Source organism: Ramlibacter sp., from assembly GCF_035548915.1.
In the GTDB taxonomy this organism is placed as follows: Bacteria; Pseudomonadota; Gammaproteobacteria; order Burkholderiales; family Burkholderiaceae_C; genus Ramlibacter.
On record NZ_DASZSE010000050.1, the window covers coordinates 113,843 to 134,239 of the forward strand.

19 protein-coding genes are annotated in these 20,397 nt (G+C 66.8%); 8 read left to right on the forward strand and 11 right to left on the reverse strand.

The window, feature by feature from the left end; genetic code table 11:
• The first annotated feature begins 67 nt into the window (after positions 1-67).
• The 4 genes from yedA to VHA82_RS21875 all read left to right on the forward strand — a co-directional run bounded on the left by yedA (position 68) and on the right by VHA82_RS21875 (position 4,430).
• Positions 68-985, forward strand: coding sequence for a drug/metabolite exporter YedA (gene yedA / locus VHA82_RS21860; protein WP_325547284.1), 918 nt, complete (start codon positions 68-70; stop codon positions 983-985).
• 135 nt (positions 986-1,120) lie between these two features.
• Entirely contained in the window at positions 1,121-1,570 is a 450-nt protein-coding gene (locus VHA82_RS21865; RefSeq protein WP_325547285.1) for an SWIB/MDM2 domain-containing protein, read from the forward strand.
• A gap of 83 nt (positions 1,571-1,653) precedes the next feature.
• Positions 1,654-3,108 (forward strand): TldD/PmbA family protein, encoded by a 1,455-nt coding sequence (locus VHA82_RS21870; protein WP_325547286.1) that lies wholly within the window; start codon positions 1,654-1,656, stop codon positions 3,106-3,108.
• Positions 3,105-4,430 (forward strand): metallopeptidase TldD-related protein, encoded by a 1,326-nt coding sequence (locus tag VHA82_RS21875; RefSeq protein WP_325547287.1) that lies wholly within the window; start codon positions 3,105-3,107, stop codon positions 4,428-4,430. Before VHA82_RS21870 ends, VHA82_RS21875 begins: the two co-directional genes overlap by 4 nt.
• A gap of 189 nt (positions 4,431-4,619) precedes the next feature.
• On the opposite strand, the gene VHA82_RS21880 is transcribed toward VHA82_RS21875, so the two are convergent.
• Positions 4,620-6,305, reverse strand: coding sequence for a thiamine pyrophosphate-binding protein (locus tag VHA82_RS21880; protein ID WP_325547288.1), 1,686 nt, complete (start codon positions 6,303-6,305; stop codon positions 4,620-4,622).
• Positions 6,306-6,373: 68 nt separating this feature from the next.
• Between VHA82_RS21880 and VHA82_RS21885 the strand changes: the two genes are divergently transcribed.
• The 4 genes from VHA82_RS21885 (at position 6,374) to VHA82_RS21900 (ending at position 10,469) form a co-directional block, all read left to right on the forward strand.
• Positions 6,374-7,042 (forward strand): TetR/AcrR family transcriptional regulator, encoded by a 669-nt coding sequence (locus VHA82_RS21885; protein ID WP_325547289.1) that lies wholly within the window; start codon positions 6,374-6,376, stop codon positions 7,040-7,042.
• Between the two features lie 100 nt (positions 7,043-7,142).
• A complete protein-coding gene (locus VHA82_RS21890) occupies positions 7,143-8,306 on the forward strand; it encodes a Gfo/Idh/MocA family oxidoreductase (protein ID WP_325547290.1) in 1,164 nt (387 codons plus the stop codon).
• 1 nt (position 8,307) lies between these two features.
• Positions 8,308-9,582: a dihydrodipicolinate synthase family protein gene (locus VHA82_RS21895; RefSeq protein ID WP_325547291.1), complete on the forward strand. Its 1,275-nt coding sequence runs from the start codon at positions 8,308-8,310 to the stop codon at positions 9,580-9,582.
• Between the two features lie 8 nt (positions 9,583-9,590).
• Complete coding sequence (locus VHA82_RS21900) at positions 9,591-10,469, forward strand: sugar phosphate isomerase/epimerase family protein (RefSeq protein ID WP_325547292.1); 879 nt, start codon at positions 9,591-9,593, stop codon at positions 10,467-10,469.
• Between the two features lie 21 nt (positions 10,470-10,490).
• Here the strand turns inward: VHA82_RS21900 and VHA82_RS21905 are convergent, their stop codons facing one another.
• The 10 genes from VHA82_RS21905 to VHA82_RS21950 all read right to left on the reverse strand — a co-directional run bounded on the left by VHA82_RS21905 (position 10,491) and on the right by VHA82_RS21950 (position 20,397).
• Entirely contained in the window at positions 10,491-10,898 is a 408-nt protein-coding gene (locus VHA82_RS21905; RefSeq protein ID WP_325547293.1) for a Zn-ribbon domain-containing OB-fold protein, read from the reverse strand.
• A complete protein-coding gene (locus VHA82_RS21910) occupies positions 10,898-12,076 on the reverse strand; it encodes a thiolase family protein (RefSeq protein ID WP_325547294.1) in 1,179 nt (392 codons plus the stop codon). Before VHA82_RS21910 ends, VHA82_RS21905 begins: the two co-directional genes overlap by 1 nt.
• Positions 12,077-12,093: 17 nt before the next feature.
• Positions 12,094-13,206 carry a thiolase family protein gene (locus tag VHA82_RS21915; RefSeq protein WP_325547295.1) on the reverse strand — a complete coding sequence of 371 codons (1,113 nt, stop codon included), beginning with the start codon at positions 13,204-13,206 and terminating at the stop codon, positions 12,094-12,096.
• Complete coding sequence (locus tag VHA82_RS21920; protein ID WP_325547296.1) at positions 13,203-13,613, reverse strand: Zn-ribbon domain-containing OB-fold protein; 411 nt, start codon at positions 13,611-13,613, stop codon at positions 13,203-13,205. Before VHA82_RS21920 ends, VHA82_RS21915 begins: the two co-directional genes overlap by 4 nt.
• The gene (locus tag VHA82_RS21925; protein WP_325547297.1) at positions 13,613-14,929 is read right to left on the reverse strand and encodes a Rieske 2Fe-2S domain-containing protein; all 1,317 of its coding nucleotides are present in this window, start codon (positions 14,927-14,929) and stop codon (positions 13,613-13,615) included. The genes VHA82_RS21920 and VHA82_RS21925 overlap by 1 nt, the downstream gene beginning before the upstream one ends.
• On the reverse strand, positions 14,926-16,179 hold the full coding sequence (locus VHA82_RS21930) for a CoA transferase (RefSeq protein WP_325547298.1): 1,254 nt from the start codon (positions 16,177-16,179) through the stop codon (positions 14,926-14,928). Before VHA82_RS21930 ends, VHA82_RS21925 begins: the two co-directional genes overlap by 4 nt.
• A 1-nt stretch (position 16,180) precedes the next feature.
• The gene (locus VHA82_RS21935) at positions 16,181-17,164 is read right to left on the reverse strand and encodes a tripartite tricarboxylate transporter substrate binding protein (protein ID WP_325547299.1); all 984 of its coding nucleotides are present in this window, start codon (positions 17,162-17,164) and stop codon (positions 16,181-16,183) included.
• Positions 17,165-17,255: 91 nt separating this feature from the next.
• A complete protein-coding gene (locus tag VHA82_RS21940; protein ID WP_325547300.1) occupies positions 17,256-18,821 on the reverse strand; it encodes a class I adenylate-forming enzyme family protein in 1,566 nt (521 codons plus the stop codon).
• A complete protein-coding gene (locus VHA82_RS21945; RefSeq protein WP_325547301.1) occupies positions 18,818-19,225 on the reverse strand; it encodes an OB-fold domain-containing protein in 408 nt (135 codons plus the stop codon). The genes VHA82_RS21940 and VHA82_RS21945 overlap by 4 nt, the downstream gene beginning before the upstream one ends.
• Positions 19,222-20,397, reverse strand: a complete 1,176-nt coding sequence (locus tag VHA82_RS21950) for a thiolase family protein (protein WP_325547302.1) — start codon at positions 20,395-20,397, stop codon at positions 19,222-19,224. Before VHA82_RS21950 ends, VHA82_RS21945 begins: the two co-directional genes overlap by 4 nt.

The following is a 20,397-nucleotide window of genomic DNA, read 5'->3' on the forward strand; positions in this document are numbered from 1 at the left end:
GGTGAAGACAGGCGAGAACCTTGAATCATCCATGGAACGGCCGAGCCGGGCAACCTACCATCGGGAAATGAACTCCGCCGCTCTCGGGGGCGCGACAGCGCGCCGCACCTCGCTCGTCGTCCCCGCCCTTCTCGCCGTCTACCTGATCTGGGGTTCGACCTACCTTGCGATCCGCTGGGCGCTCGTGAGCTTCGCGCCCTTCTTCCAGATGGGCACGCGCTTTCTCGCCGCCGGCGCCCTTCTCATGGCCTGGGCGATCTGCAGGCGCTCGCCGATGCCGACGCTCGCCGAGTGGCGCAATGCGCTCGTGCTGGGCACGCTCATGCTGGGCGGCGGCTATGGGCTCACGGCCGTCGCCGAGCAAACCATCGGCTCCGGGCTGGTCGCGGCGTTCATCGCCGTGTCGCCGATCTGGATGTGCGGCTGGGGGCTTCTCTTCGGCCAGAGACCGACGCGCGGGGAACTCGCGGGCATCGCGGTCGGTGCCGTGGGCGTGCTCCTGCTCGTGCGAGGCGCGAGTTTTTCCGCCTCGCCCGGCGGCATGGCGTGCGTGGCCGCGGCCACGGTGCTCTGGACGCTCGGCTCGGTGCTGCAGGTGGCGAAGCTGCCGCTCGCCGCGGGAGCGATGGGATATGCGAGCGAAATGTTGTGCGGCGGCGCGATGTTGATGGTGTTTTCTCTCGCAACGGGTGAGCAGTTCGCGTGGCCGCCCGAGCCGCTCGCAGCGCTCGCGTGGGCCTATCTCCTCGTGTTCGGCTCGCTCCTGGGCTTCTCGGCCTACCTCTACCTGCTCGCGAACGCGAGCCCCGCGATGGCTTCGAGCTACGCGTTCGTGAACCCGGTGATCGCGCTTTTCCTCGGCGTCGCGCTCGGCGGCGAGGCGGTCCGCGGCGGAGAATGGATCGCCTGCGGCGTGATCCTCTCGGGCGTTTTTCTGATCTTCAGAGGGAAATCCGCTTCGGCGCCGCAGCGCGCAGCGCGCTGAAAAAGCAACATCTCCCAATGAAAAACACCCGCTTTCGCTTGGAAAGCGGGTGTTTTGGCTTTAGCATCCGCAGTGCCGATGGGTGCAGTTTTCCATTGGTGGTTCATCTGCAAACTTCTAGAAGGAAATTCGATCATGGCAACTGCAAAGAAAGCGGCGAAGAAAGCGCCTGCGAAGAAGGCTCCGGCCAAGAAGGCCGCGGCAAAGAAGGCGGCTCCGGCGAAGAAGGCGGCGGCGAAGAAGGCCCCGGCGAAGAAGGCGGCGCCCGCGAAGAAGGCGGCGGCGAAGAAGGCCGCGCCCGCGAAGAAGGCGGCGAAGAAGGCTCCGGCCAAGAAGCGCACGCCGAACGCGGCGTTCATGAAGCCACTCACCCCGAGCCCGCAACTCGCCGCCGTGGTGGGCACCGCCCCGCTGCCGCGCACCGAGATCGTGAGCAAGCTGTGGGCGTACATCAAGAAGAACAAGCTGCAGGACGCCGTCAACAAGCGCATGGTGAATGCCGACGCGAAGCTGAAGGAACTCTTCGGCAAGGCGCAGGTCTCCATGTTCGAGATGGCGGGCCTGATCGGCAAGCACGTCAAGTAAGCTGAGAGTCGCGCAACCGAGAGACAAGGCCGGTGGCGACACCGGCCTTTTTCTTTGCTCCGGTGGCGACACGAAGGAAACGCATGGACACCCTCGAACACCTCGCCCGCAAGGCCGCGCCTCGCTGCGACGCCTGGTCGCTGCGCGGCGTGACGGAATCCTCCGAACAGCTCACGGTCCGCAACGACGTGCCCGAGCCGCCCCAGCGCCAGCGCGACGCGGGCGCCATGGTGTCGGTCATCGAGCATGGCGCGCTCGGCTATGCGGCCACGAGCGACCTCACCGAAGGCGGCCTTCGCGCCGCGTTCGAAGCGGCTTTGCAACTCGCGCGCGCCGCGGTGGGCAAGTCGGTCGTCGATTACCGCGAAGTCGAGCTGCCGCACGCAAGCGGCCGCTGGCAGTCACCCAACGACCGGCCCGTGTCGCAGCTCACGCTGGCCGATCGTTTCGCGCTCATCGGGCGGGTCTGCGCGAGCGCGAAGGTCGACGACGCGATCGTGGACCGCACGGCGTCGCTGTGGACCACGCATACGGAACAGCTGATGGTGACGTCCTCGGGCGAGCGCATCGAGCAGGTGTGGGACCTCGTCGTGCCCAGCGTGACCGCGGTCGCCAGTGCCGGCGGCGACACGCAGAGCCGCTCTTCGGCCGGGCAGTACAACGGCTTTTGCCAGCAAGGCGGGCTCGAAGTGCTGGACCGCGCGGGATTCGCGGACGACGGCGCGCGCGTCGCGCGCGAGGCGCTCGAACTCGTGCATGCGCCCAACTGCCCGACCGGCGAGATGGACCTGCTTCTCATGCCCGACCAGATGATGCTGCAGATCCACGAGAGCATCGGCCACCCGCTCGAGCTCGACCGCATCCTGGGCGACGAACGCAACTTCGCGGGCACGAGCTTCGTCACGCTCGACATGTTCGGCAGCTTCCAGTACGGCAGCGCGCTTCTGAACGTCACCTACGACCCCGGCGTGCACGCGCAATTCGCGAGCTTCGGCTTCGACGACGAAGGCTCGCGTGCCGAGCGCCAGTGGATCATTCGGCAAGGCATCCTGCAGCGGCCGCTCGGCGGGGCGCTGTCGCAGGCGCGCGCGCGGCGCCTCGGCCACGACATCGCGGGCGTCGCGACCGCGCGCGCGTGCGGCTGGAACCGCCCGCCGATCGACCGCATGAGCAATCTCAACGTCGAGCCCGGAGACGCCACCCTCGAAGAGATGATCGCGAGCATCGACTACGGCGTGCAGATGCGCACCAACTCGTCCTGGAGCATCGACGATTCGCGCAACAAGTTCCAGTTCGGCTGCGAGTACGCGCGGATGATCCGGGGCGGCAAGCTCGCCGAAGTCGTGAAGCGGCCCAATTACCGCGGCATCTCGTCGCGCTTCTGGCGGTCGCTCTCGATGGTGGGCGATCGCGGCACTTTCGAAGTCATGGGCACGCCCTACTGCGGCAAGGGCGAGCCCAACCAGGTGATCCGCGTCGGCCACGCGGCGCCCGCCTGCAAGTTCAGCGGCGTCGCCGTGTTCGGAGGGGCGCAATGAACCGCGAGTACTTCGAGCATCTTGCCGAGGCCGTGTGCACCGTGCCGCCGGGCGCGCAACGCGCGAGCCTGCACTACGCCGCGGAGTCGACGGACTTCATTCGCTTCAACCAGGCGCGCGTGCGGCAGGCCACGCACGTCGAGCAGCATGGGGCCACCCTGTCTGTCGCGGCCGGCCGGCGGCAGGCAACCAGCACGGTCACCGTCACGGGCCACGCGGGCAACGACATCGCGGCGCTTCTGGCCGAACGCGAGCGGCTGCTTGCCGATCTCGCGCTCGTGCCCGACGACGATCATCTGCTGCTCCCCGACACGGTCGAGTCGACGAGTCACGATGCGACGGGGAAGCTCGCCTCGTCGCGCGAGGTCATCGAAGCGGCCACGCGCGAAGCCGCGGGCACCGACATGGTGGGGTGCTACTGGGGCGGGCCGGTGGTGCGCGCCTTCGCCGACAGCCGCGGGCAGCGCAACTGGCATCGCATCGAAAGCTTCCAGTTCGAATGGTGCCTGTATCGCGAAGCCGACCAGGCGGTGAAGTCGTCCTATGCGGGCACGCACTGGGACGATTCGGTCTTCGCTTCGAAGATGATCGCGGCACGCGAACAGCTGGGCCTGCTCGCCCTGCCTCGGCGCGAATTGCCTCCGGGCAGCTATCGTGCCTACCTGAGCCCCGTGGCCGTGGCGGACCTGCTCGCCACGCTGGCCTGGGGCGGCTTCGGGCTGAAGGACACGAAGACGGGCGTGAGCACGCTCGTGCGCATGCATCGCGGCGAAGCGCGGCTGCATCCATCGGTCGCGCTCACCGAAGCGGTGGCCGAGGGCATCGCACCGGGCTTTCAGGTGGACGGCTTCGTGAAGCCCGATGCCGTGCCGCTCGTGGCGGGCGGCCGCGTCGCGGGCAATCTCGTTTGCGCGCGCACCGCGAAGGAGTATGGCGTGCAGGCGAATGGCGCGCAGGCCCTCGAGGCACCCGATTCGCTCGCGATGGACACGGGCACGCTGGCATCCGCCGACGTGCTGCGCGCGCTCGGCACGGGCGTGTTCATCAGCAACCTGCACTACCTCAACTACAGCGACCGGCAGGCTTGCCGCATGACGGGCATGACGCGCTTTGCCTGCTTCTGGGTGGAAGCGGGTCGGCTCGTTGCGCCGATCGGTGTGATGCGGTTCGACGATTCGTTCCTGCGCATGTTCGGCGAGGGGCTCGTGGCGCTCACGAGCGAAGCCGAAGCGGTGCCGGACAACAGGACGTACGGGTCGCGGTATCTGGCCGGCGTGACCTGCCCTGGCGCGATCGTGGAGGGATTTCGGTTGACGCTTTGACCCCGCGTCTTCCCGCTCCGATTCCCATTCCCGCACTCACTCCCCGTCATTCCCGCATACACTAACCCCCCCCCCGTCAGTCCCGCGAAAGCGGGAATCCAGGGCGTTCCAGAAACCCTGGATTCCCGCTTTCGCGGGAATGACGGTGGAACGACGGCGAACGACAACCCCCGCACCCCCGCCCTCAGCCTACGCCTTCGACGCCGCCTTGCGGATCGCCGACAGCGTCGCCCGCGTCGTGATCACTTCCGGATCGAGCATCACCTCGATCAGCGTGCCTTCCTTGCGCTCCAGCGCCGCGACGAGCTGCGGCTCGAACTCGGCCGTCTTCGCGACACGCACCCCCGCATAGCCATACGCGCGCGCAAGCCCCACGAAATCCGGATTCGCAAGCTCGGTGCCGTAGACGTTCGCCGGGTACTCGCGCTCCTGATGCATGCGGATCGTGCCGTACATCCCGTTGTTCAGGAGCACGATGATCGACTTCGCGCCGTATTGGGACGCTGTCGCGAGTTCCTGTCCATTCATCAGGAAATCCCCGTCACCCGCGATCGTGAAAGCCGTGCGGCCCGACACGATGCTGGCGGCGATCCCCGCCGGCACGCCATAACCCATCGCCCCCACCGTCGGCGCGAGCTGCGTCTTCATCCCCTTCGCCAGACCGTGGTAGCGGAAGAAGCGATGCACCCACGACGCGAAGTTGCCCGCGCCGTTGGTGAGCACCGCGTCCTCGGGCAGATGCTTCTGCAAGGCCGCGACGATCGCCGGCATGTCGACGTCACCGGGCAGAGCCTGCGGCACGAGATTCGCCTCGTAGTCGGCGTGCGCGGCTTCGGTCCACGCGGTCCAGGGGACCTCCGTGGGCGCGGTGAGCACTTCGAGCGAACGCGCCGCCGCGTTCATCGTCGCGTTGATCGCGAGGTCGGCCTGGTACACGCGATTGAGTTCTTCGGCGCTCGCATGGATGTGCACGAGCTTTTGCCGCGCCTTGGGCGGCGTGAGCAGCGTGTAGCCGCCGGTCGTCATCTCGCCCAGGCGCGGACCGATCGCAAGGATGAGATCGCTTTGCCTCACGCGCTCGGCGAGCTTCGGATTGATTCCGATGCCCACGTCGCCCGCGTACAGCGCGTGGTGATTGTCGAACGTGTCCTGAAAGCGGAAGGCATTGCCCACCGGGAGCTTCCAGTTCTCCGCGAAGCGCTGCAGCGCCTGCGCCGCCTGCGGCGTCCAGCCGCCGCCGCCCGCGATCATGAACGGCTGCTTCGCCGCGAGCAGCAGTTCGCGCAAGGTCCGCAGCGACCCCGGGTCGCTCCACGCTTCGACCGGATCGACCCGCGCCAGCGGCCGCGCCGGCGTGGGCCGCGTCAACATGTCCTCGGGCAGCACCACGACGACCGGGCCCGGCCGGCCATTCATCGCAGTGGCGAATGCGCGCGCCACGTATTCGGGGATGCGGTCCGGCTCGTCGATGCGCTCGACGCGCTTGGCCATGCCCTTGGTGCTCGGGCCGAAGAAACTGTTGAAGTCGACCTCCTGGAAGGCTTCGCGGTCGCGCTGATCCGATGCCACGTCGCCGACGAAGAGGACCATCGGCGTGGAGTCCTGGAACGCCGTGTGCACGCCGATCGACGCATTGGTCGCGCCCGGCCCGCGCGTCACGAAGCACACACCGGGGCGGCCGCCGAGCTTGCCGTGCGCTTCGGCCATGAAGGCCGCGCCGCCTTCCTGCCGATTGACGACGAAGCGCACTTCCTCGCGGTAGCGGTGGAATCCGTCCAGCACCGCGAGGTAGCTTTCGCCCGGAACGCCGAAGGCATGCGTCACACCTTGCGCCACGAGACATTCGACAAGGAGATGGCCGGCTGGCTGCGTCATGAGGAGTGGTCCTGGTTCGTCGCGGAGCGACGCTTGACTTTATTAACCATACAGTGAATTATTCACTCATGGCGAGAGACCCCGGCACCGCCCCCGCCCCCGCCCCCGCCCCCGATGAGCGCCAGCGCGATGCGGACCGCTCGCAGGGCATCATCCTAGCAGCGGCCCGCGACGAATTCGCGGACCATGGGCTGGGCGGCGCGCGCATGGACCGCATCGCGGAGCGCGCGGGGCTCAACAAGCGGCTCATCTACTACTACTTCGAGGACAAGGAGAAGCTGTTCCAGGCCGTGCTGGAGCAGGCGTACCGGGACATCCGGGACCGCGAGCGCGAGCTGCACCTGCTCGATCTCGAGCCGCCGCAGGCGGTGCGGCGGCTCGTCGAATTCACGTGGAACTACTACCTCGAGCATCCCGAATTCCTCACGCTGCTCAACAGCGCGAACCTGCACAAGGCGCGCCACCTCGAGGGATCGCAGCGCGCGCGCGCACTCAATTCGCCGGTGATCGAGACGCTGGCGGAGATTCTCGAGCGCGGCCGCCGCTCGGGCGTGTTTCGCGGCGGGGTGGACCCGGTGCAGCTCTATGTCTCGATCGCGGGGCTTTCGTATTTCTATCTCTCCAACAGCCATACGCTGTCGGCGATCTTCGGGCGCGACCTGCTCGCGCCGAAGGCGCGCAGCGAACGGCTGTCGCATATGGTGGATGTGATCCTCGGGTATCTGCTGCGCAGTTGAGCGACTGAGGGGCGAGTGGCGGGCGAGTGACGGGCGCGTGCCCCTTGCGCATTTCCGGCCCCTCCCTATAATTCACCATCCAGTGAATTAAGGACCGCCCATGCCCACGCATCGCCTCGGACTCATCATGCACGGCGTCACCGGACGCATGGGCATGAATCAGCATCTTGTCCGCTCGATTCTTGCCATCCGCGCGCAAGGCGGCGTCGCGCTTTCGAACGGCGACAAGGTGATGCCCGACCCGATCCTCGTGGGCCGCAACGCCGACAAGATCGGCGCGCTCGCGAAAGCCCACGGCATCGAGCGCTGGACGACCGATCTCGACGCGGCGCTCACGAATGTGGAAGACACCGTGTTCTTCGACGCGGGCACGACGCAGATGCGCCCCGCCCTGCTCGCCCGCGCGATCCGTGCGGGCAAGCACGTCTACTGCGAAAAGCCGATCGCCACCCAGCTGAACGAAGCGGTGGAAGTTGCGCGGCTCGCCAAGGCAAGCGGCCTGAAGCACGGCGCCGTGCAGGACAAGCTCTTCCTGCCGGGCCTGCGCAAGCTCGACATGCTGCGGCGAGCGGGCTTCTTCGGCCGCATGCTGTCGCTGCGCCTCGAGTTCGGCTACTGGGTGTTCGAAGGCGACCTGCAGCCGATCCAGCGCCCGAGCTGGAACTACCGCGCCGAAGAAGGCGGCGGCATGATCCTCGACATGATGTGCCACTGGCGCTACGTGCTGGACAATTTGTTCGGCGAGGTGAAATCGATCTCCTGCCTGGGTGCCACGCACATTCCGCAGCGCTGGGACGAAAGCGGCAGACCGTACGAGGCGACGGCGGACGACGCGGCCTATGCCACCGCCGAACTCATCGGGCACGGCGGCGAGCCGGTGATCGCGCAGCTGAACATGTCGTGGGCCACGCGCGTGCGGCGCGACGATCTCGTCACGTTCCACGTCGACGGCACGCTCGGCTCGGCCGTCGCGGGTTTGCAGGAATGCCGTGCGCAGTCGCGCGTGACGACGCCCCGGCCGGTGTGGAATCCGGACGTGAAGCAGACGATGAACCTCTTCGACCAGTGGCAGGAGGTGCCCGATACGGAGGTGTACGACAACGGCTTCAAGATCCAGTGGGAACACTTCATCCGTCACGTCGTGGAGAACGCGCCGTACAAGTGGACGCTGGCAGAGGGCGCCAAGGGCGTTCAGTTCGTGGAAGCCGCGCTGCAAAGCTGGAAGGAACGCCGCTGGGTCGACCTGCCCAGGCTGGAGGTCTGAGATGGCGTTGTCGATCCGGCTTCCCGATGCGCAGGGCAGGCTCGAAACGTATGCCTTGCAAGGCCACGTCATCCCGGCGAAGCCGGGAATGCAGAGCACCTCCTCCGTCATTCCCCAGCAGATTTCCGTCAATCCCGCGCAGACTTCCGTCATTCCCGCGCAAGCGGGAATCCAGGGCGTCCCGACGTTCACCCGCATCGCCTACTCCGCCGCTCACGTCGTGGCCGACCCGACGGCCGCGATCGACCCCTGGCTCCAATGCGCAGTCGACTGGGACGCCACCATCGCGTACCGCCGACACCTGTGGTCACTCGGCCTCGGTGTCGCCGAAGCCATGGACACGGCGCAGCGCGGCATGGGCCTCGACTGGCCCACTTCCCTCGAGCTCATCCGCCGCTCGCTCGACGCCGCGCGCGACGTTCCGGGCGCGATGGTCGCAAGCGGATGCGGCACCGATCACCTCGCCCCCGACAACGCGCGCGACGTCGACGACGTGATCCGCGCTTACGAAGAACAGATGGCCGCCATCGAAAAGCTCGGCGGCAAGCTGATCGTCATGGCGAGCCGCGCGCTCGCGCGCGTGGCACGCACGCCGGCCGACTACGAGAAAGTCTACGACCGCATCCTCTCGCAGGCGCATGAGCCCGTGATCCTGCACTGGCTCGGCGACATGTTCGACCCGGCCCTCACCGGATACTGGGGCTCCAACGACGTGGACGCCGCGATGAACACCGCGCTCGGCATCATCGCCGCGCATCGCGACAAGGTGGACGGCATCAAGATCTCGCTGCTCGACAAAGGCAAGGAAATCGCGATGCGCCGGCGCCTGCCGCCGGGCGTGCGCATGTACACGGGCGACGACTTCAACTACGCCGAGCTGATCGCGGGCGACGGCTTCGGCAGCGAACCCACGCACGGCAAGAGCGACGCCCTCCTCGGCATCTTCGATGCGATCGCACCGGCCGCCAGCGCGGCACTGAGTGAACTCGCGAATGGAAATATCGAACGCTTCCACGCGATCCTCGGCCCCACCGTGCCGCTGTCGCGCCACATCTTTGCCGCGCCGACGCGCTTTTACAAGACGGGCGTCGTGTTCATGGCGTGGCTGAACGGCCACCAGTCGCACTTCACGATGGTGGGCGGGCAGCAAAGCACGCGCAGCCTGCCGCATTTCGCCGAGCTCTTCCGGCTGGCCGATGCCGCGAACGTGCTCGAACAGCCCGAGCTCGCGGTGAGGCGCATGAAGACGCTGCTCGCGCTGCACGGGATCGAGTGATTGCGCACATGAGAGATTTTTCGCGGGACCATCGCTGGCTTTCGATCAACACGGCCACGATCCGCAAGAGCCGCGGCGCGGACCTGCCGCTTTCGGAGATCATCGAAGCGTGCGTCGCACGGGGCATCCGTGCGATATCGCCGTGGCGCGATCAGGTGCAGGCGGCGGGACTCGCGAACATCTCGAAGCTCGTTCGCGCGCATGGCCTGGAACTCTCGGGCTATTGCCGCGGCGGCATGTTTCCCGCGGCCGATGCTGCCGGGCTGAAGGCGGCGCGGGACGACAACCGCCGCGCGGTGGACGAGGCCTGCGAATTGAATGCGCGTTGCCTGGTTCTCGTTGTCGGCGGTCTGCCGGGCGCGCTGCAGGGCCAGGCCGCGCACAAGGACATCGCGCTTGCGCGCGGGCAGGTGCGCGATGGCATCGCCGAATTGCTCGACTATGCGCGCGAGCGCAAGATGCCGCTTGCGATCGAGCCGTTGCACCCGATGTACGCGGCCGATCGCGCGTGCGTGAACACGATGGAGCAGGCGCTTGATCTGTGCGATGTGCTCGATCCGCACCGAAGCGGCGACCTGGGTGTCGCGGTCGACGTCTATCACGTGTGGTGGGACCCGAAGCTCGAAGCGCAGATTGAGCGTGCCGGCCGCGAACGGATTCTGGCGTTCCACGTGTGCGACTGGCTCACGCCCACGACCGATCTGCTCAACGACCGCGGAATGATGGGTGACGGCGTGATCGATATCCCGCGGATTCGCGGGTGGGTCGAAGCGCAGGGCTTCGCGGGGTACAGCGAGGTGGAAATCTTCTCGACGGGCAACTGGTGGCTGCGCGACGCGGGGGAAACGCTCGACACGTGCATCGCGCGGCATCGCAAGGCCGTGTGAGGCCGTGTGAGGCCGCGCTGCTTATGTTCGCTCGCCTGATGGATCCAGTTCGAACGCCGGATAGGGCTCGCCATTCGCCATGATTTCCCAGGCGAGGCGCACAGGTGCCCCGACCATCGCGGCGGCATGAGGGCCCAGAAGCTTTCCCGCAATCCTCACGCCTTCCTCGAGCGTGACCGTGACGATGCATTGCCGCTCGGCCGGATTCGCGCGGCTTGGCGCAACGATCGTGAAGGCGGCGACGTGTCCGCGGCCGCTGACCTGCGCCCACTCGAGCCGGCGCGACCCGGTGAAGATGCTCACCGGCCTGGGGGGATGCTGGAAACGCCTGGTGTCGCTGCAGACCTGCAGCACGAGCCGACGCTCGCGCACCCCGTCCCAGAACGGTTGCGTGTCCATGTATCGAAGCGATGGCTGCGGCACTCCCATCAGATCGCCTCCAGGATCATCGCGGCGCTGCTGAACCAGTTGCGCGCGAACATGATTCCGCCGATGCCCGTCACGAGCGCGCGACCGGGGCTCCTCACCTGCCTTGCGCCGCCTTCGCCATAGATCTGCCGCAACGCTTCCGTCACCTGGATGCCGCCACCCGCGAGCCCTGGCTGGCCGCACGAGATCTGGCCTCCTCCAGTGTTCAGGGGAAGAGCGCCGGAATGCGAGAGGTCCGTGCGCGCCACGAACCGCGCGCCGTCGCCCGGCGCGCAAAAGCCGAAGGCCTCCAGCTGCAGCAGCACGGCGATCGTGAAGTCGTCGTAGGGCTGGAAGTGGCCGATGTCGCCCGGACCCAAACCGGACTTCTGCCAGAGCCGCGCCGAGATGGCCTGGAACCCGTTCGCCAGGATGTCCGGCGTCTGGTCGGTGGGACGGAAGTTCGTCAGCTCCGCATACCCCCGGCTGCGGGCGAGCTTGTCCAGCCCATAGGCTCGCGCGCGATCGGCCGTGGTCACGATGCACGCGTTCGCCCCGTCGCACGGCATGACGCAGTCGAGCATTCGCAGCGGCTCGGCGATCATTCGCGAGTCGAGGTATGCGGCCATCGTGAGCGGCTTGCGCAATTTCGCCAGGGCGTTTTCGTTCAGGACGGCGTGGGCTCGCTGCGTGATTGCGATCTTGCCGAGCGCCTCGTCGCAAGGACCGAAACGATGCGCGCGATCGCTCATCATCAGGCCGAAAACCGTCGGCGGACTGGAAATCGGAACCGGGGCTTCGAACTCGTGCCGATAGCCGCGCGCCGGCTCACGGGCAAAGCTGGAAGGCGCATCCGCCGAGAGGACCACGGCCACCGAGCATTCGCCTTCGCGGACCGCGGCGATCGCGCGCGCGAGCCCCGCTACCGCCGAGCATCCGCCCATGCCGCTCGTGTGCAGCCAGCTGGTGGACAAGCCCAGCATGTCGGCCACGCACTGCGCATAGAAAGGATTCAACTCCACCAGCGCGCTGGACACCGACAAGCCGTCGATGTCGGCGGTGGGAATTCCCGTGCGCTCCAGCAGCCCCGCGAACACCTCGGCCGCCAGTTCGTAGACGTTCAAGCCGCTGTTGTGCCGAACGGGGGTTTCGGCGTAGCCGGCGATCACCGGTTCGTTGTTGGGGTGGGTCGAATTCATCTCGGGATTCATCCGGCTCAGGGCTCCGCGGCGAACAGCACGCACCAGGAGTTCTCGGGCACGCCGATCTGCACGAGGCTGTGGCGCCCGCCGCTTTCGACCTGCCGCTCGCCCGCGCGGCCCATGGCCTGCAGGGCCCCTTCGCGAAGGTGTCCGATGCCGTGGAGCCGGCCTTCTCCCAGGCTGCCGCCGAACGTGTTCAGGGGAAGCTTGCCGCCCAGCTCGATCGCGCCGTCCTGGATGAACTTCCACGCCTGCCCTGGTTCGCAGATGCCCAGATGTTCGAGCCAGTGCAGGATGAACATCCCGTACCCGTCGTAGATCTGCGCCACCGGCAGGCGCCCTGCGTCGAGCTCGTTGTCACTCAGCACGCCGCGAATGGAATCCTGCATGCAGCATGCCTTGACGTGCGCGAGCGGGCGCCCCAGCGCCTTGCCCATCTCGGCGCTCACCATCAGCAACGCGCCGGCGCCGCACACTGGCATGTCGACGTCCAGGAGCGACATGGGCTCGCAGAACCACGGCGCGGCGATGTATTCGTCCCGGCTGAGCGCGCGATCGCGCCAGATGGCCACCGGATTTTTCGCTGCATGGTTGCGAGCCATGCGCACGATGGGGTACAGGTCTTCGCGGCGCGCGCCGTGGTCGTGCATGTACCGCTTCAGCCAGAACGCGCGCTGCATTCCCAGGCCAAGCCCGTACGGCAGCCTGAACTGCGGCGGCCCGCCGATGCTTTCGATACGCTGGTCGGAATATCGGCTCGCGCTGTCGTTGTAGTGCGCCTTCACGATCAGTACGCAGCGGCACGCGCCCGACGCGATCGCGTGCGTTGCGGCGGCCACCATGCTTCCCGACATGAGATCGGTGTCGAGACGGAACTCGAGACCTTTCAGCCCGAGCGCCTCTTCCAGGATGAACATCGACACGTCGTCCACGCCGTCGTCGTGACGCGCCGCCCGGTTGGGCGCCGCCGCGCAGGTGACGATGCCGTCGATGTCCGGCGTCGCGACGCCCGCATCGGCCATCGCGTCCACCGCCGCGTCGAGGGCAAACTTCAGCGCGGTGTGATCGGACCGTCTGACGATCTGCGAGTAGCCCACGCCGGCGACCGCGGCTGTCGTCCCTTTCATGAGGCCAGCCTGAACTGCGGGACGACGACGCCGTCTTCGCGGGATTCGAACACGACCTCGACTGGCGCGCCGATCCGCAGGTCGGCGGCACGCGCACCGACGATGTTGGCCGGCAACAGGAGATCCGCCTGTTCCTCGAGCTGGACCTGCGCCACCGCGTACGGAGGCGAGAAGCCCCCGACGAGATCCGTGTGGACGACGCAGAACGAGTCGATCGTGCCTCGCCCGCTCATCGCGGCCCATGCCAGTTTTTCGGACAGGCAATATTTGCAGCGCGGCAGCGGTGGAAAGCAAATGCGGCCACAGTCTTCGCATCGGGGAAGCAACAGCTTGCCCGCCTTGGCCCCGCTCCAGTACGCCGCGGTGTTGCCATCGGGCCGAGGCGCCGGCTTGCGACCGCTTTGCATCAGGCTTCCGGCGGGCCGGCGCTCATCACCGGGCCTCCCGGCTTGCCGGCAAGCGTCACGTAATCCTTCCACGACTCACCGGGCTTCAGGCTCAGCGAGAACGAGCGAAGTGCATACGACGAGGGATCGCGCGAAGCGGCCGGCGGCTTGCCGTGTTCGCCCAGCTGGGTCGCCGCGTCGATCAGGCGCCTGTGCACCCGCACGATTCCGGCGTCGGTCGTCCCGAGGTGCTGGCGCGAGCGGTCCACGATGGGGTCGAGGCCGCTTTGCACCGCGCTGTCCTGAGCCCAGAGCGCCGGGATGCCGCTGAATCTGCGCGTGCGCTGCTCTTCCCAGTCGATGCCGAAATCGTTGTGGCGGCTGAAACGGGGCCAGTATCTGTCGTAAGGCTGGCCGACGCGCCGCTCGAGACCATTGGGTGTCCCATGGCCCGAGTCCCGGCCCTTGTAGCCATTGGCGTAGATGTCCCGCGATTTCGGGTCCAGCGGCTTGTTCGGGTCGTAGCTGTACATGAAGACCAGCGTGTGTTCGTCATCCATGGGGACCCAAGCCTGGCCGCTCAGCGTGTCCTCGAACGGCGCAACCAGCGTGTAGAAAGGCATGAGGAACTGCGTGATCCGCCAGTAGGACAGATCATCGAGCTGCCGCAAGGTGGCGATCGAAACGCCGGCGGGCGAATCGACGAGTTCATGCCGCGGCTGTTTCACGCGGGAGAGCATCGTCGACCGGCTGAGGACCGACGTCCCCTGCTTGTCGACGCGGCCATGGAGGATGGCGGCGTGCGCGCTATCGATCGAACCCTCCAGCGCCTGGACCCAGTTGCACTCTTGCACACGAAGCGAGAAATGAATGTTCTCCTGCGGCACACCCATCCATTCGAAATCGGGCAAGCCGGGCGCCTGCCCCTGCGCGCCCATCCAGACCCAGATCGCCTGGCCTTTTTCGATCGCCTCGTACGCATGCAAGCGCACATTTGCCATGATCTTCGCAGCGGCTTCTTCCGTCGGCAGGTCCACGCAGGCACCGGTAACGTCGAACTTCCAGCCGTGATAGACGCAGCGCAGCCCGCCTTCTTCGTTGCGGCCGTAGTACAACGGCGCGCTGCGGTGCGGGCAGGCCGGCGATACCACGCCCACGCGGCCGCTGCTGTCGCGAAAAGCCAGCAGGTCCTCGCCGAGCAGCCGGATCCGCACGGGCGGGCCATCCGCCACGAGCGCCGACGACGTGAGGGCCGGGATCCAGTAGTTGCGAAGCAGGGAGCCCATCGGCGTGCCCGCGCCGACCCGGGTGAGCAATTCATTCTGCTGCGGCGTCATCGCGGCTCTTCCTGCGCGGACCGGCGCACAGCGCCTCGGCCCAGCAAATCGTCGATCTCCTGCTGCGCGAACCCATACTCGGCGAGAAGGCCCACGGTGTGCTCGCCCAGGAACGGAGCCCGCGTCGGCACATGCGAAGGCGTGTCGCTCATCTTCACCGGCGTGTTGACGAGCGTGAGTGGCTTTGCCCCTTTTCCCATGGACTCGACTTCGACCAGCATTTCGCGCCGCTGGAAATGCCGGTCGGCGAAGATGTCTTCCGCCGTGTTCACCGAGCCAAAGGGAATGATCCCGCCCAATGCCTCGGCCAGCTGCTTTTTCGTCTGCCCCCGGGTCCACTCGGTCACCTGCGCATTGACGAAATCGCGCTGCGCGCTGCGCTGCGAATCGGTTTGCAGGTCGGGGCGTGTGCCCAGCTCCGGCTTGCCGATGATCTGCGCCAGTTTTTGCCAGAACCCCGAGGACACACAGGCGATCGACACCCAGCCGTCCGCCGCGCGGTACAGGCCATAGGGGCAGAAGAACGGATGGAAATTCCCTTCGGGCTTCGGGCTCCTGCCCGACAGCTGGTAGTGATAGACGACCCTCTCGCTGATGGCGAGGATCGCATCGGTCATGCACACGTCGACGAACTGGCCTTTGCCCGTCCGCGTCGCCTGGTGCAGCGCCGCGAGGATCCCGAACGCGAGGTAGATGCCCGGCAGCGTGTCGCCGATCCCCGGTCCGACCTTCGTCGGCGTACCGTCGGGGTCGCCCGTGATGCTGAGCAGTCCCCCGGTGCTCTGCGCGATGATGTCGAAGCATGGCCACTCGGAATACGGCGACTCGCCGCTTCGCGTGTCGCCGAACCCGCGCACCGCCGCATAGACAAGGCGCGGGTTGATCTCGCGCAACTGCTCGTAGCCAAGGCCGAGGCGCTCCATCACGCCGAGCCGGAAGTTCTCGACCAGCACGTCGGCGCCCGCGACCATGCGCCGGAGCACCTCCTTGCCTTCGTCTCGCCGCAGGTCGAGCGCGAGGCTGCGCTTGTTCCGGTTGATACTCTGGAAGTACAGGCTGTACTGGCCGTCGTCGCCTTCGTTCACGCCGGGCGGAAGCCCGAAGGCCCTGGCTTGATCGCCCTCGAAGGGTTCGACCTTCGCCACGTCGGCGCCGTGGTCGGAGAGCAGTTGCGTACAGAAAGGGCCGGCGAGAAACCGCGTGAGGTCCAGGACCTTCACCCCTGCGAGCGCGTTCACGGATGGCTTCATGTCAATCGAACTTGATGCCCGCGGACCGCACGACCGAACCGTACATCTCGATCTCGCTGCGCATGCGCGCCTCGGTCGCCGCCGCCGTCGAAGGAATGATCTCGGCGCCCAGGCCCATCACTCTCTCGCGCACGTCCGGCATCGTGAAGATGCGAGACACTTCCGTTTGCAGCCTCGCCAGCACCTCGGCCGGAACGCCGGCGGGGGCGAACATCGACAGCCACAGGGACGTTTCGAAATTCGGCAGGCCGCTCTCCGCCATCGTCGGCAGGTCGGGCATCTGCGGCACGCGCTGCGGCGTGGTCACCGCGATGCCCCGCACGCGCCCGGAGCGCAAGTGCGGCGCGATGGAGACGATGTCGAACAAGGCCATCTGCACGACGCCGCCGATGAGGGCGGTGGAAAGTTCGCCCCCACCCTTGTACGGGATGGGCTGGGCATGGAGGCCCGTCTTCTGCAGGAAAAGCGCCGTCGCCACATACGCCGACGGAGCGGACCATGCGTAGTTGATCTTGCCCTCGTTGGCGCGGGCCCACGCGATGAACTCCTTCAGGTTCTTCGCCGGCACGTCCGGATGCACAACGAGCACGAGCGGCGTTTGGATCTGCGGCCCGAACGGCACGAAGTTCTTCAGCGGGTCGTACGGCAGCTTCATCCGCGCGGCGGGAAACATGACCATCGCGCCCGTGCCGTTCAGGGTGAGCGTGTGGCCATCGGCGGGCGAATTCATCACGGCTTCCAGCGCGATGACGGAATTCGCGCCCGGCTTGTTCTCGACGATGACCGGCTGGCCCAGCGACTCCTGCAGCTTGGCGGCGACGATGCGCATGAGCACATCGTTCGCGCCGCCTGCGCCGTAGCCGACGATGATCCTCACGACCTTGCTGGGATAGGCGGCGCCTGCGTTGCCCGATCCTTGCGCAAAGGCCGGAAGCGCGGCCGTCGAGAAGAGCCAGGCCGTGACTTGTCGTCTGCGGAATTTCATGAATGTCTCCATCTTGGGTTGAGTATTTCAGGCGCCCTCGGGTCGATCAATCTTGATTGCGTAGTCAACGGACGCCGCCCGCAGGGCTTGGTCAGGAACTGCCCCACAGGTCTGCGGATTTCGAGAGCAGACGATTCCTGAGGACCAGCTTGTCGACCTTGCCGTTGGCCGACTTCGGGATTTCCTCGAACACGATCCGCTTCGGGCATTCAGGCTTGCTCAATCGCAGCTGGCAGAACTTGATCAGCTCGAGCTCCGAAGGCGCGGCGCCCGCACCGACCTCCACCATGGCGACGACGGCCTCGCCCCATTCGGGGTGAGGAACGCCGACGACGGCGGCTTCGTGAACGCTCGCGTGCGAATGAAGGACAGCCTCCACCGCCGAAGGAAAGACATTGACACCGCCCGTGATGATCAGGAACTTCTTGCGATCCAGCAGATAGAGGTATCCGTCGGCGTCCAGCCGGCCGATGTCGTTGGTGCTGAGCCAGTCGCCGCGCATCACTTCCCGGGTCTGTTCCGGCAGATTCAGGTAACCCTTCATCAGCGAGGGACCCCGGATCCAGATTTCACCCGCGACGCCGGTCGCGACTTCCTCGGCGTTCTCGTTGCGTATGGATACTTCGTAGAGCACACCCGCGCGGCCCACCGAGCCGAGCAGCGCCGGCTGAACCTCGATCGCGCGGCGGTGATCCGCCGGCGTGAGCACGGTCACCCATCCTCCGGCTTCCGTGCATCCGTACGCCTGGAGCATCTCGCAACCGAAAACTTCCCATGCCTGCCTCACGAGCTCCTGCGACGCCGGCGCGGACCCGTAGGTGACCAGCCGCAGCGACGAGAGGTCGTAGCGGCACTCCCTTTGTCTTCGGATGGCGCGACGCATGACGGTCGGCAGAAACGACGCGACGGTCACGCGCAATCGCTGGATGTCTTCCAGGTAGCGGTCGATGCTGAACTCCCCTTCGGGCAGCACGTTGGCCAGCCCGTTCATGAGGCCCAGCACCAGCATGACGACCGTCACCCACGAAGACTGCGACGGGATGTAGACGATGTCATCGGGGCTCAGGCCGCGCACCAGCATCAGCTGCATCAGCATCGCGACGGTGCCCTCGTGCGATACGACGATTCCCTTCGGCGTGCCGGTCGTGCCGGACGTGTAGGTGTAGAAGAGCGCGTCGTCGCCGCGGACGGCCGGAAGGACCGGCGAGCGCGAGTGCGCCAGGTGCGACTCGTAGTCGTTCTCGAAGCCGTGCTGCCCACCGTACCCGATCACGTCGACCCGCAACGCTTCGAGATCCTTGCGGATGGATGCGATCGACTCCTCGAACCCCGCCTGCACGAGCAAGGCCTTGGCCTTGCAATCCTGGATCAGGGCAAGCAGCTCCAAGGCCGGGTACCTGCGGTTGAGGCCTACTCGGATGGCGCCGATCTTCATGCAGGCGAAGAAGTGCTCGTAGATTTCGAACCCTTCGAAGCCGATGATGGCGACCGCGTCGCCCTGGCCGATGCCGAGCGATTGCAGCATGCCGGCCACAGCGTCGGACCGGGAGTGCATCTGCGCCCATGTCCGCGAACGCGTGCCGTGGTAATAGGCCACCTTGTTCGGGAAGTTCCGGGCACAGCGCTCGATGAGCTCTCTCGGAAGCATCGCCTTCATTTGACGAACACCAGCTTGCCGTCGGCGCGGAAGTGCGCGCGCAGGCCCATGCCGATCACGAGGTCGTCGCGCAGGCAGGCGACGAGGTCGCCGCCTCCACCCGGCTTCATCACGGTGGACACCAGGATGGGTCCCTCTTCGAGCGCGACTTCGGCCACGTTGTAGGGCGCCGCGAATTCTTCCGCGTAGGTGATGTGATAGACGGTGAAAGAATGCAGCGTCGCCTTCCCGCTGGCCGCAATCCACGCGGGTTCGCGCCCCGGCAGTCCTTGCACCACGCGCTGCCGATAGCCCAGCGCCTCGCCGGTGTCCGGGTCGGTCGCGATCCGCAGTTCGCGAGCCTCGATGAACGAACGGAAGCGCGTGGACCAGTCGGGCGCGGCCGCGATGCCTGGATCCTTCATGCAAGCTCCTTGGACGGGCTCAGGACAAGCGCGGCGTGATAGTCCAGACATCCGCCGACGCCGGTAGCGAGGACGACTTCGTGGCGGGCGGCCTGCCTTTTCCCGGCCGTGCCTCGCGCCTGGAGGACCGCCTCCGACAGCGGTGTCATCCCCTGAAGGTAGAACCCCGACAAGTGGCCGCCCCCGGTATTGAGCGGAAGGTCGCCGCCCGGCCGCGTGCGGCCCGATCGCAGCAAGTCGGCGGCCCCGCCTCGTTCGCACAGGCCGTACTCCTCCATGGCCAGCATGCCAAGGTACGAGAAAGCGTCGTACAGCTGCGCCACCTGCACGTCGGCCGGCCGGATGCCGGCCGTTCTGTATGCCTCTCTTGCGGCCAGCTCGGCACCGGTGCGGGTGGACCTGTCCGTGTTGTTCAGACCCGTGCGTGCAAGATGCCCCTGACCCATCCCATGGACGTAGACAGGATGCGCCGACGACATCGAGTCGGCACGACCCACGATGAGCGCGACGGCCCCATTCACCGGATACGCGCAATCGAACGCGCGCAACGGCTCCGCGATGTAGGGCGCGGCCAGGTAGTCGGCCAAGGCGAGCGGGTCGTGGAACGCAGCACGCTCGTCGAGACATGCCCACTCGCGGCATGAAATGGCGTACGCGCCGAAATCCTCCTCCGCGGCGCCGTACAGGTGCATGTAGCGGCGCGCGGCCATCGCGTGAGGGCCGGCCGCGGCATACAGCCCGTATTCGGACTCCCAGCCGGCGATGCCTGTGAGGGACATGACCCGCCGGAACGCACTGGCGCCGGTGGGTGACGCTGGCTTGAGCGGCGCATCGGCGAACACGCAGGCCACCGTCGTGGCCATCCCCGCGCGCACCGCGAGGCACGCCGACTGGACCAGCTGGATCGCACTGGTCCCCTCCCCTTCCAGCGTGTTGAGCAGGCGCAGCCCGTCGAGCCCGAGGTCGTCACGCAATGCCATCGGCAGATCGCCATACGGCGCCGAGGAACTGCGCGATATCAACAGGCCATCGATCTGCGCCAGGCCCAGTCCTGCATCGGCCGCAGCGGCACACACTGCCTGCACCGCCAGCGCCCTCGCGGTGCCGATCGGGCGCCGGGACAACTCGCTGAAGCCCAGACCGGTGATGGCGCAGGACGAAAGCGGATTCAT